General features: G+C 39.0%; 11 protein-coding genes and 1 other RNA gene. 3 read left to right on the top strand and 9 right to left on the bottom strand.

From position 1 onward, the window contains the following. Positions 1-6: 6 nt before the first annotated feature. Genes TSP02S_RS01645 through TSP02S_RS01630 form a run of 4 tightly spaced genes read right to left on the bottom strand, consistent with a single transcriptional unit; the run spans position 7 to position 4,880 of the window. On the bottom strand, positions 7-981 hold the full coding sequence (locus tag TSP02S_RS01645) for an ABC transporter permease (RefSeq protein WP_041081401.1): 975 nt from the start codon (positions 979-981) through the stop codon (positions 7-9). Between the two features lie 56 nt (positions 982-1,037). Further along, positions 1,038-2,600, bottom strand: coding sequence for an ABC transporter substrate-binding protein (locus TSP02S_RS01640; RefSeq protein WP_041081399.1), 1,563 nt, complete (start codon positions 2,598-2,600; stop codon positions 1,038-1,040). Positions 2,601-2,625: 25 nt separating this feature from the next. Then, entirely contained in the window at positions 2,626-3,753 is a 1,128-nt protein-coding gene (locus TSP02S_RS01635; protein WP_041081397.1) for an amidohydrolase, read from the bottom strand. Next, positions 3,750-4,880: an amidohydrolase family protein gene (locus TSP02S_RS01630; RefSeq protein WP_052465264.1), complete on the bottom strand. Its 1,131-nt coding sequence runs from the start codon at positions 4,878-4,880 to the stop codon at positions 3,750-3,752. The genes TSP02S_RS01635 and TSP02S_RS01630 overlap by 4 nt, the downstream gene beginning before the upstream one ends. 256 nt (positions 4,881-5,136) lie before the next feature. Between TSP02S_RS01630 and TSP02S_RS01625 the strand changes: the two genes are divergently transcribed. Then, positions 5,137-5,622: a methylglyoxal synthase gene (locus TSP02S_RS01625; RefSeq protein ID WP_041081393.1), complete on the top strand. Its 486-nt coding sequence runs from the start codon at positions 5,137-5,139 to the stop codon at positions 5,620-5,622. On the opposite strand, the gene TSP02S_RS01620 is transcribed toward TSP02S_RS01625, so the two are convergent. The 3 genes from TSP02S_RS01620 to ffs form a co-directional block, all read right to left on the bottom strand. Beyond that, positions 5,585-6,604: an NAD-dependent epimerase/dehydratase family protein gene (locus TSP02S_RS01620; protein WP_041081391.1), complete on the bottom strand. Its 1,020-nt coding sequence runs from the start codon at positions 6,602-6,604 to the stop codon at positions 5,585-5,587. The two genes, TSP02S_RS01625 and TSP02S_RS01620, sit on opposite strands and share 38 nt — an antisense overlap. Further along, the gene (locus TSP02S_RS01615; RefSeq protein WP_052465263.1) at positions 6,601-7,038 is read right to left on the bottom strand and encodes a MarR family winged helix-turn-helix transcriptional regulator; all 438 of its coding nucleotides are present in this window, start codon (positions 7,036-7,038) and stop codon (positions 6,601-6,603) included. Before TSP02S_RS01615 ends, TSP02S_RS01620 begins: the two co-directional genes overlap by 4 nt. Positions 7,039-7,153: 115 nt before the next feature. After that, an RNA gene (ffs, locus tag TSP02S_RS10830) (signal recognition particle sRNA large type) lies at positions 7,154-7,419 on the bottom strand. Between the two features lie 167 nt (positions 7,420-7,586). Between ffs and TSP02S_RS01610 the strand changes: the two genes are divergently transcribed. Continuing rightward, positions 7,587-7,991, top strand: a complete 405-nt coding sequence (locus TSP02S_RS01610; protein WP_041081389.1) for a pyrimidine dimer DNA glycosylase/endonuclease V — start codon at positions 7,587-7,589, stop codon at positions 7,989-7,991. A 648-nt stretch (positions 7,992-8,639) separates the two neighbouring features. Here the strand turns inward: TSP02S_RS01610 and groL are convergent. Further along, positions 8,640-10,259, bottom strand: coding sequence for a chaperonin GroEL (groL, locus tag TSP02S_RS01605; protein WP_041081388.1), 1,620 nt, complete (start codon positions 10,257-10,259; stop codon positions 8,640-8,642). Between the two features lie 15 nt (positions 10,260-10,274). Next, positions 10,275-10,544: a co-chaperone GroES gene (gene groES, locus TSP02S_RS01600; protein ID WP_041081386.1), complete on the bottom strand. Its 270-nt coding sequence runs from the start codon at positions 10,542-10,544 to the stop codon at positions 10,275-10,277. A 272-nt stretch (positions 10,545-10,816) separates the two neighbouring features. Here groES and TSP02S_RS01595 point away from each other — a divergent pair, with 272 nt between their 5' ends. Further along, the gene (locus TSP02S_RS01595) at positions 10,817-11,677 is read left to right on the top strand and encodes a YitT family protein (RefSeq protein ID WP_041081384.1); all 861 of its coding nucleotides are present in this window, start codon (positions 10,817-10,819) and stop codon (positions 11,675-11,677) included. The last annotated feature ends 24 nt before the right edge of the window (positions 11,678-11,701 follow it).

Here is an 11,701-nt window from a genome sequence, read left to right as displayed (position 1 = left end):
TCACCTCTAAGTCAGTCTAATCCTTGGATCGACAAAGGCGATCACCAAATCTGTTATAATCATAGCCACACTTATGAAGACGGCCATTAAAAAATAAATACCAAGTATCAATTGATAATCTCTTCTATATATTGCATCCAGCAGCAATCTACCCATCCCAGGCCATGAGAAAACTGTCTCAATAATCGTTGCACCAGTCACAGAAAATCCCATGGTTATGCCAAAAACAGTTAAAGAAGGTATAATGGCATTTCTTATCACGTATTTCTTGAAAAGTCTCTTTCTTGGTAAGCCTATAGCAGTCAAGGTTATTACATAATCTTGTTTATAATTTTGAATTATACTTGCTCTTGTCACTCTGTAAAAAACCGGCATTTGGATCAAAATAAGTGTTATAGCAGGCAAAGTCAAGTGATGTAGTAAATCAGCAAATTTACGTATTCCCTCATAAGATTCCCTTAGATTGAACATACCCGAAGTTGGAAACCATCGAAGTTTTGCTGAAAATACAAGGATCATTATCAAACCAAGCCAAAAAGATGGCATTGCATACAATATGTAGGAAATAATCGATACAATCGTATCACTGTGTGTCTTTTGTGTTCTACTCACAAGTATCGCAAGATAGGTGCCTATGAAGAAAGCAATAAGACTACTTGTGATTGTTAAAATGAGAGTTGGAACGATTCTTTGTTTTATCAGAGTCCAGCTTGGCTGATCATATACATAAGAATAACCAAAATCTCCTTTTAATAGATTTCCAATGTATTTGAAATACTGCATAACAACCGGTTGATCAAGTCCATATCTTTTTCTGAGTGCTTCTATCATCTGCTTTGATGGATTTTCAAGCCCCGCCATTATAGTGACAGGATCACCCGGCGCAAAATGTATAATGAAAAAATTCAAAGTCAGAACTAAAAACACCAATATGGCAGCAGAGATAATCCTTCTTGTTAAATAACGAGCAAAATGATCCATGTAAAAGCACACTCTCCTTTAAAGGCAAGCCACCCACAGTAGTGGGTGGCAACTGATTATTTATCCAACCAAGTCTTTGCGTAGTTATTGAGAGCTATCTTTCCAATCAACTGATATGGCATATCCTTTACATATTTCTTGTGTACATAATTGATCGCAACTTCGCCAATTGGATAAAATGGGAGATCTTGTGCGAGTATTTCTTGAATTTTGAAATAATATTCCTTTCTCTTGTTTTGATCTACAGCAGTTGCACCTTCATCAAGCAACTCATCAACTTCCTTAGAAGAATAACCCATCACATTTATATCTCCACCTGTACCTACTCTGAGCTTAAGATTATCTGGATCGGGCCCTTGGAAACCATTGAGAACTGTTAGGTCAAAATCTCCTGCCTTTAAACACTTTTCTATGTAGGCAGCTATTTCATATTCTTCCAACTTTACCTTGATACCAACCTTGTCCAATTGCTCTTTTATAATTGTAGCCATATCCCTCCAAACCTGTCCTTGGAAATAAACCAAAGTAACCTCAAATCTATAACCATCTTTTCCTCTTGGATATCCTGCTTCGTCTAACAATTTTTCAGCCATTTTCAAATCTTGACTTGGTGCCTTTGTGTTTGGGTTGTAAGCCCAGGGGATACCTATCGTATAAAATCCATCACTTACAGATCCGTATTTAATTGCTTTGTCGAAAATTTCTTGCCTATTGAGAGCATAAGCAGCTGCAAAACGCACCTTTGGGTTATTAAAAGGTGATGAGCGCCTTGCGACATTGAATCCCATATAATATCTACTTGGAGCCGGTTTTTGAAAAACAACTAAATCTGGCATCTTTTGATAGATTGGAATGTGTACGACGCTAACGTTGCTATTTACATCAACTTCGCCACTCAGCAAAGCTTGTTGAGCGGTGTCTTGATCTGGTATGATCTTAAAAATAATCCTATCAAGATAAGGTTCACCCATAAAGTAATCAGGATTCTTCTGTAAAGTAACGTGACTGCCTTTTACCCATTCAACAAATTTAAAAGGTCCTGTCCCAACAGGTTTCTGCGTGGCTGGATTATCCATCCAATCGACAGGAGACCCATCTTTGGTTATATCGTATATGTGTTTTGGCATCACCCACGTTCCATACCAAGCCAAAAATCCCAGGAAAGCTGCTTGTGGTTGACTCATTTTGAAAACTACTGTGTAATCATCCTTTGCCTCGATTGATACAACCTTTTCAAAGTACTTTGAAGCCGTTGCCTCTGGGCGAGATTTGATCTGGCTGTACGTCCAGACTGCATCTTCAGCTGTACATGGTACACCATCGTGCCACTTTACACCTTTTCTAAGATGAAAAGTATAAGTGAGTCCATCAGAAGAGACTTCCCAGCTTTCAGCAAGGTCTGGTATCACATTGTAATCAGCATCTAAAGCTACGAGTTTGCTGAAAATACATCCGTAAATCCCATTTCCAGCATCGTCAGTCTTTGCATTTGGGTTGAAAGAGATAGGATCACCCCAATAGGCAATAACCAAAGTTCCACCTTTTTTAGGTGTTTGGGCGGCGATGAGTAACAACGTGCAGGCTACCAAAAATACCAGAACAAGCAGTTTCTTTCCCATGATAACACCTCCTTAAACAGTTTAATTAAGAACAACTGTAAACAATCTTTCCATCTACAATTACGGTTTCAATCTTTGCATCTGGTTTTAGGGGATGATCGTTTGATACAACCAGATCTGCATCTTTCCCAACACAGATACTTCCAACTCTATCGTCAATTCTAAGCATTTTTGCTGGATTGATAGTGATCATCTTTAAGGCATCATCGTAAGAAAGTCCATTCCTAACAACCACACTACCAAGCAATCTCAAATGTTTTTGTGAAATAACTGGATGGTCTGTCATTAAAGCAGTACATATACCTGCTTTTAACAACTTCACGGGTATCTTGTCATTGACATACCTGAAAGCCGAATAGAGTTTTGAAAACATCACAGGACCGTACACAACTGGAACACCAGATTGCTTTATTTCATTTACAAGTAAATCTCCCGCAAAAACATGATCAATCGTTGCATAAAGACCGAATTCTTTTATGATATTCAAAACTGCAATGATCTCATCAGGAGAAGTTGAAAGGTGAATTTTTGCCATCATTTCCTTTCTCAGTACTTTCGATATATAGCGATACTGAAATTCTTTCACATTATCAACATTCTGTGGGTTTTCTATCCATCTTTTCACATCATGCAGAGTATTTCTCAAAAGAGCGACCGTTCCCATCCGAGTGGATGGATATGGCTCCTTGGATTTGTATTCTCTGATTCCTTTGGGACCCAGTGCCATCTTCAGAGCTGCCTCTTCTAACAATACTCTGCCTGTGGTTTTTGTTACTAACCCTACTCCTCCAATTACATTGGCGCTGCCTGGTCCAGTGTAGACTGTGGTCACTCCACCAGATATAGCATCATAAAAAGCTTTATCGAAGAAATCAATTGCATCTATTGCCCTCATCTGTGGAGTTATAGGTCCTGAAAAATCATTGACATCACTGTATTCCCAATCCAATCCTTCTGGGATCAAACCAATGTGACTGTGCGCATCGATAAAACCTGGGGTGATGAACTTTCCCGCTGCATCTATCTTTCTGTATTCAGAGTCAAAACCAACCATTTTACCAACATAATCTATCTTTCCGTTTCTGACCAGCACCAACCCGTTTTCGATAGTTTCAAATCCAGTCCAGATAGTGCCTCCAATAATTGCGATCATCTTTCATTCCCCCAGTAGACTTGACCATCGACGATTGTGCATACCACTTTCGTATCTGGTTGAAAAGGCTTACCTGAGAGAATCACAAGATCTGCGGACTTCCCGATTTCTATCGATCCTGTCTCGTCATCTATACCAAGAATTCTTGCGGCATTGATGGTGATAAGAGATAATGCTTCACAAATGGAGAAACCTTCAGATATAGATAAACCAGCGAGTAAATCAAGATACTGAATAGGAATCGTAGGATGATCCGTTGTGAGGCAGAAATCCATACCCTTCATTTTCGAGAGATTTGAACTGTCTAAATTTTTCAACTCGACTCCTCTTTTGGAGAAAACCACAGGACCATAAACAACAGGTATATCTCTTAGATCATCTTTTAACATGTAAGCTTCGGTTCCATGGTCAAGTATGATTTTTATATCGAATTCCTCGGCAAGTCTTTTTGCAGCAACAATGTCTCTAACAGTATGAACATGAATTCTCAATGGAATTTTTTTCTCAAATAAAGGGATCAAAGCTTCCAACTTTGGATTTGTTTTTTCATGGGTGTCTTTCATATATTGCTGTGTCTGCGTGAGAATTGATCTTATCTCAGACACTATTCCCATCCTCGTGGTAGGTGTCATCTTACGTTCTGTGAGAAATCTCTTTGGGTGTTCTCCAAGCGCAGCTTTGATGCATGCTGATTTTTTGATCAATCTTCGATTCGTCTTATAAATCGCACCCTGCCCTGGTATAATGGTGATTTTTTCCACGCTACTGCCAAAAGACATATATGAACCTGGAAGTATGCCAATTGTCGTTACACCAGCCCTTATTGCATCTTCGAAAGCAGGATCAAATGGGTCAACTCCATCCACTACATTCAAATGAGGGGTCAAAGGGTCTGAACCCTCAAATCCATGATCACCATTTTCACCCTCAAGGCGGTATATTCCTACGTGTGTATGTGGATCGATAAAACCAGGTACGACGTAATAATTGCTGGCATCGATACAATCTTCAACACCATGAAAGCCATATTCTCTCGTGATTTGTCTGATCTTTCCATCTTCGACGAGAATGGTAACATCATTCATCTGCTCAAATGGTGTGAGCAGAACCCCGCATTTGATTTTCAAGATAGACCCTCCCAAAGGAATATATAGATCTACAAAAATGTCTTGAAAAATCCCTTAACTGTTTTTATTGTCGCTAATCATACCACCGAATTTACGTATTTAAATTGAATTTGATGTTACGCAACAAGCAATTAAAGTTCGTATAACAAACATTTTCATCGTTGTGGTTTTAAAATCTTTTTCTGATATCTTCAAAATGCCGAACTTGAAATGAACCATCCAATCGATTAACATTGACTATGGGGGTGAATGTCACATGCAAAAAAGAATTATCATGACAAGGAAAAAAAGAATAGCTCTAATTGCCCATGACAGAAGAAAAAAAGACTTGATTGAATGGGTAGAATTCAACAAGGGTACCTTGTCGGAACATGAACTCTTTGCAACGGGGACCACAGGCTCTTTGATTGAACAAAAGACAGGTCTTAAAGTGACAAAATTCAAAAGCGGACCCTTAGGAGGAGATCAGGAAATAGGGGCAAAGATATCAAACGGTGAGATAGATATATTGATCTTCTTCTGGGATCCCCTTGAACCTCTCGCACATGACGTTGATATAAAAGCACTCATAAGAATTGCCACGGTATACAATATACCAGTCGCGATTACAAGATCAACGGCGGACTTTTTAATATCTTCACCGCTTTTTAAATCTGAATATGAACGAATACAACCAGATTATGAATCAGAACTTAAAGAAAAGATCATGAAGATCGTTCAGCAAAAGTCAGAGCAGAGCTAATTTTTTTCAGATAACCATTGTCTTCAAACCATTGCAGAGCATCTCTCAAAGAATCACAAAGAGGTCTTGGACTATAGCCGAGTTTTTCTGTGGCTTTTTGATGTGAATAAACATAGTTTCTTGTCAAGGTGTGGACACTGTATGGCGTCAGCAAAGGTTTCTTCTTTCTTATGAGATAGTAAACCGATGTAATTAAGGAAACAGGATAGGCTACATAACTCGGCAAGAAGATGTTCACAGATCTTGAAGACCTAATCTTTTGAAGAGTCTGAATAAAAGCTCTTATTGTTGTGTAATGACCACTTGCAATGAACAAATCTCCTTTTTCAGCCTCACTACAAGTCTTGATCAAAAGATTTGCTACATCTCGTACATCGACAAAATCAAAGGAACCTGAAACACCAACTTTGAGAAGGTTTTTCGAATACAAAAGCAACAGATTTCCCATTTCAGATACTCGCCAATCGTATGGCCCAACAATCCCTGTAGGGCAGACAATAACTGCATTCAAGCCTTCTTTTGCTGATTCGAGAACTTTCAATGTAGCCATTGCTTTTGATTTTGCGTAGTCCCCCGATGTCTTTTGGGGATCTATAGGAACCGATTCATCTATGAGTGAGCCTGGTTTTGGCTCAGAAAATGCGTGTATAGAGCTTACATAGACAAGTCTTTGAACTCTGTTTTCTTTACATGCTTTTATGATATTTTCAGTACCACCTACATTCACTTCATAAACCATTCTTTTCTTTCCCAGAATCGATATCATTGCAGCAAGATGATAAACCACCTCAACGTCTTTGCTCGCATCACGAACAAAATCATAGTCTCTTATATCTCCTTTAACAATTTGTATTGGTAAACCTTCAAGTGGTAGAGTATCTTCAAAAGGTACTACCATCGCTCTGACATTTTGTTTTGATGCAACAAGTAATCTAACAAGGACATTCCCTAAATGACCCGTTGCTCCCGTCACCAAAATCATCGTTTTTCACCCATTCCAAAAAGCTTTGAAAGTCTTTCAAAGCCATCAGCCATCACCGCCAGATCCTGGGAAGGTATCTGGGAGGTGACCTTGTCTATCAGTTTTGAAAAATCTGAAAGAATCTGTTTGTATATTTGCTGACCCTTTTGAGTTAACTCAATCATTACGACGCGTCTGTCTTCATTTGATCTTGATCGCATGACAAAACCCTTTTGCTCAAGTGAATCAACAAGAAAAGTTATGTTGCTCTTTGTCATGGAAAATGCCTGAGCAAGTTCACTCATCTTTTGTGATCCTCTTTGAGCAACATATAAAAGTACATACAGTTCAATAGCTCTTAAATTCTCAATTTCATTGTTAAAGTTGAGCATCCTCGAAAATGTTAAGACCAAATCGAAAATAGATTTCATAATCTGCTCTGCGTCAATTTTCATGTACCCACCCCAAGTGAATTATATAGTTAATTTTATAAACTGTCAAGAATTTTAATTATAGGATTTTAAAAATACCACATTGAGCGGGTGTAAAAACAAGGCAAAATAAAAGGTGCCACGAACCTATCTTCGACTGACCCAGACCAGGACGGTACTGTATTTCCAGCTCCAGTCAGGCTTCCCTGCGGCACACGACGGAAACTGCTTATGGCTGCTTCCTTCCGGACCTGACCAGGTTCACAGCCCATCGTTGCACAGGACCCAACCTTCAACGCTTTCCATACAGCCCATTTCCTAACCTGAGTAGCCTCAGATAGGCCTTCAGCCCCGCTATGGCGGATTTCGGGTTACAGGGGACCGCCAACCCCCCGCCTATCGTGGCACCATGTTCAATTATACTATGAACTCAAAGATTATCGAACCTCATAAAAAATCACTGGCAAAACATTAAACAAAAAACCGCAGCTGATAGCTGCGGAAAAATGTGAAAATATTGACTTTTTAGAAATCCGCACAAGATTTATGATAATAATTATTTTGGTGATCGAATGAGATTGTGGTCGATAGATTTTAGTTATTTAGACAGAAAAGGATTACTCGCTGTATGGAGAGAGGCACTCCTTGCAAAAGCCGTTTTATCTTTTAAAACCAAGGGGTATAAAAATCATCCTCAGTTGGAGAGATTCAAGAGTCATTCTAATCCTCTGAAGGCAATAAACACGTATCTTTTCTATATCTATGAAGAATCAAAATCAAGAAATTATAACTTTGATCTTTCAAAAATCGATCTTTCACAAGTAGATAGTTCCATAAAAATAAAAGTCACAAAAGGTCAACTTCGGTATGAATTTGAACATCTACTCAGAAAACTTCAAAAGAGAGATCATCAAAAATATTTGGAGTTGCTCAACAGAGAACATGTTAACCCAATTGACCTACTCCCAATCCCCTGAAGGGGATAGGATTCTTTGAGTCAGTACGTAGCTATCGCTACTCTGACTGGGCGAGTCAAGTGCCTTCTACTCCTATCCAGCATTAACTGGATTCAGAGATACCCTTACGTTGCTATTTCCTTTACTCCATTGAGCGATAGACTGTTCATGAAGCCTATCCATAGGTTGTTGGACTCAATGGAGTGTTTGACATGTCTCTCAGTATACTTTAAGAGTGTGTATTCATTCCCTTTTATGTACATTATAATACATCATTGTTTATGATTTGTCAAAGCCATTCATCACAATCCCATAAATGGAATGTGTCTTCTGGCCATTTTTCTATAAGCTTTTCTATGTCGTTGATGGAGATGTTGAAAGCTTTGAAAAGATCAAAAGATAAATATAAGGTGTCTAATTTCCAAAAGAGTAGACTTATGCCAATATACGAAATGAGATTTTCCAGGATCCTGGTTGGCGCCTTCCATTATATATTATACGAAACGTATAAAACTAACAATTGAAGGAAATTATTCTGTAGAGCGAATATTCAATCAAATTTCAAACTTTACTTGTCAAATAGCTATGTACAGAACTTATACAAAACTAACTCTCAAATTAATAAAAAATAAGGAGGGCATCCGCCCTCCTTGCCATTTTTCTTTAGTATTAATATTCAGGTGGCATTGCGGGAGGTGTTTCTTTCTTTTCTTCTGGCTTTTCAACAACAAGCACTTCTGTTGTCAAAAGCATCCCAGCAATGGAAGCAGCATTCTGCAGTGCACTTCTTGTGACCTTTGCTGGATCGATAATTCCAGCTTTGAACATATCCGTGTATTCACCTTTGAGTGCGTCGAATCCATAGGCGTCGTCTTTTGAAGAGAGTATCTTTTCAACGATAACTGCACCGTCATATCCAGCATTTTCTGCGATCTGTCTGATAGGATACTCAAGCGACTTGTAAACTATTGTGGCACCAACCTTTTCATCTCCATCGAGTTCTTTGAGAAGACCTTCCAGAACTTTTCTACTTCTGAGAAGTGTTACTCCACCACCAGGAACTATTCCTTCTTCGACAGCTGCCCTTGTTGCGCTCAAAGCGTCTTCAATCCTGTGTTTCTTTTCTTTAAGCTCTGTTTCAGTCGCAGCACCGACCTTTATGACTGCAACTCCACCAGCGAGCTTTGCCATTCTTTCTTGCAGAGTTTCTTTCTCATATTCGGATGTTGTTTGCTCAATCTGGGATTTTATCTGAGCGATTCTCTTTTTGATCTCTTCTGGATTTCCCTTTCCACCAATGATGATCGTGTCATCTTTCTTAACTCTCACAAGATCTGCTCTTCCAAGATCTTCAAGTGTTACATCCTCGAGGTTTATTCCAAGTTCATCGCTAATAACTGTCCCACCTGTGAGGATTGCGATGTCCTGAAGCATGGCTTTTCTTCTGTCACCAAAACCAGGAGCTTTCACTGCACAGGCAGAGAGTGTGCCCTTCAGTTTGTTGAGAACAAGTGTGGTCAATGCCTCTCCCTCAACATCTTCCGCGATAACAAGGATTGGCCTACCAGTCTGAGCAACTTTCTCAAGAATGGGTATCAAAGGTTTAATTGCACTCAGCTTTTTATCTGTGATGAGAATGAAAGGTTCTTTAAGCTCAACTTCCATTTTCTCTGCATCGGTTACAAAATACGGAGAAATGTATCCTCTATCAAACTGCATACCTTCTGTGAATTCAACATAGGTTTCCAGGGTCTTTGAATCTTCAACCGTGATGACTCCATCTTCACCAACTTTGTCCATTGCCTCGGCTATGAGTTCACCAATCTCTGTATTGTTTGCACTGATTGCAGCAACGTGTGCGATATCTTCTCTACCAGAGAGTTTCTTAGATTTTTCTTTGATGTACTTTGCTACTTTTTCTGATGCTTTATCAATACCGCGTTTGAGAAGTATTGGATTTGAACCTGCAGCAACGTTCTTTAAACCTTCTCTGATCATTGCCTGTGCAAGCACTGTAGCCGTTGTTGTTCCGTCACCAGCTACGTCATTGGTCTTTGAAGCAACTTCTTTTACAAGTTGCGCACCGAGATTTTCAAATTTGTCCTCAAGGTCGATCTCTTTTGCTATAGAAACACCGTCATTGGTGATAGTTGGAGATCCCCAGCTTTTCTCGATAACAACATTTCTACCTTTTGGTCCAAGTGTAATTCTCACTGCATCAGCGACTTTGTTTACGCCTCTTTCCAAGGATCTGCGAGCTTCTTCATCAAATCTCAAAAGTTTCGGCATTACTCATTCCTCCCTTCACTCTTCGATCTTTGCAAGAATATCATTCGCATCAATGATGATGTAATCAACCTCATCAATTTTGATTTCAGTACCAGCATACTTTGAGAAGATAACTTTGTCTCCGGCTTTTACGTCGATGTTTTCAACTTTTTCCCCAACAGCAATTACCTCGGCTCTCATTGGTTTTTCCTTTGCCGAATCTGGTAAAACTATACCTCCCTCGGTTCTTTTTTCCTCTTTCAAGGGTTTGATCAACAGCCTCTCGCCAAGTGGCGTAACTTTCATAAAATCAGACCTCCTTTCATTTTTATAAAATCTTATCACTCTACCTATTTGAGTGCTAATTATAGAATACACCACTCATGATAAGTAATCAAGTGTCATTTTTGGCAATCGCAAGAAATTACGCCCAAATAACGGTGATTATATACGATAAAATCATAAAATAGAGGTATTATCTAATCAAATCACACTTTCTCATTTGTGAAACTCACAAATGGTTGTGAAGTTGTGATTTTCTCCATGGTAAAATCTTGCTAATTAGGAGGGGTGAGCGAATGAATAAGAGCTTAGTCATCAGAGAATACATACTTGCGAGCGTTGGTGTGTTGATAACAGCTATAGGTCTTGTGGTTTTTCTAATACCAAACAACATAGCCGCTGGTGGTGCAAGTGGACTTGCCATGGTTCTCAATGGTGTGATCAAATTGCCGGTTGGTGTCTGGATGTATATAATAAATGGTTTGTTATTTTTAATCGCCTTTCTCACGGTCGGTTTTGACTTCAGCATAAAAACGATATACTGCACCTTTTTAATAACTTTTCTTGTGGACCTTTTCGATAGATTCATAAAGTTACCAAGGTACATCGCTGGAGATATGATGCTTGCAGTATTCTTTGGAGATGTTCTCACTGCGATCGGAATGGCTATCACCTTCACTCAAAATGCTTCCACGGGTGGGACAGATATAGTAGCGAGGATATTAAACAGATATTACGCTGCACCGATGGGAACAACCTTGTTAATCGTCGATTTTATTATCGGTGTTCTCGCAGGTTTGACATTTGGTGTGAGAACGGGTATGTATGCAATTCTGGCCATTATAATAAATGGCATGACGATCGATTTTGTGATGAAAGGCATCGAAACATCTACACAAGTTATAGTAATATCAGAAAAGAATGAACAAATAGCAGATTTTGTTTTGAACAAATTGAAAAGAGGTGCAACGTATCTGGACGGATATGGCGCATACACCAAAAAATACAGAAAGATATTGTTAATAGTTTTGAGAAGAAGAGAGCTCGGTGAGTTGATATCTTTCATCCGAAAAACCGACAAGAGTTCTTTCATAATCGTCAACGAGGCACGTTATACTTTCGGTGAGGGATTTCAAAATATCAGAAACGTTTTCTAATGAAACACAAAAGATAAGGTATAT

The organism is Thermotoga profunda AZM34c06, from assembly GCF_000828675.1.
Lineage (GTDB): Bacteria > Thermotogota > Thermotogae > Thermotogales > DSM-5069 > Pseudothermotoga_B > Pseudothermotoga_B profunda.
The sequence above is the reverse complement of the archived record's forward strand: the minus strand, read 5'-3'. Positions and strand labels throughout refer to the sequence as shown.

Bases quoted from the DNA above. Each gene is read 5' to 3' on its own strand.
- TSP02S_RS01625 (WP_041081393.1), top strand. From the start codon at position 5,137: ATGCAAAAAAGAATTATCATGACAAGGAAAAAAAGAATAGCTCTAATT.
- TSP02S_RS01615 (WP_052465263.1), bottom strand. From the start codon at position 7,038: ATGAAAATTGACGCAGAGCAGATTATGAAATCTATTTTCGATTTGGTC.
- TSP02S_RS01620 (WP_041081391.1), bottom strand. From the start codon at position 6,604: ATGATTTTGGTGACGGGAGCAACGGGTCATTTAGGGAATGTCCTTGTT.
- groL (WP_041081388.1), bottom strand. From the start codon at position 10,259: ATGCCGAAACTTTTGAGATTTGATGAAGAAGCTCGCAGATCCTTGGAA.
- TSP02S_RS01645 (WP_041081401.1), bottom strand. From the start codon at position 981: ATGGATCATTTTGCTCGTTATTTAACAAGAAGGATTATCTCTGCTGCC.
- TSP02S_RS01635 (WP_041081397.1), bottom strand. From the start codon at position 3,753: ATGATCGCAATTATTGGAGGCACTATCTGGACTGGATTTGAAACTATC.
- groES (WP_041081386.1), bottom strand. From the start codon at position 10,544: ATGAAAGTTACGCCACTTGGCGAGAGGCTGTTGATCAAACCCTTGAAA.
- TSP02S_RS01595 (WP_041081384.1), top strand. From the start codon at position 10,817: ATGAATAAGAGCTTAGTCATCAGAGAATACATACTTGCGAGCGTTGGT.
- TSP02S_RS01610 (WP_041081389.1), top strand. From the start codon at position 7,587: ATGAGATTGTGGTCGATAGATTTTAGTTATTTAGACAGAAAAGGATTA.
- TSP02S_RS01640 (WP_041081399.1), bottom strand. From the start codon at position 2,600: ATGGGAAAGAAACTGCTTGTTCTGGTATTTTTGGTAGCCTGCACGTTG.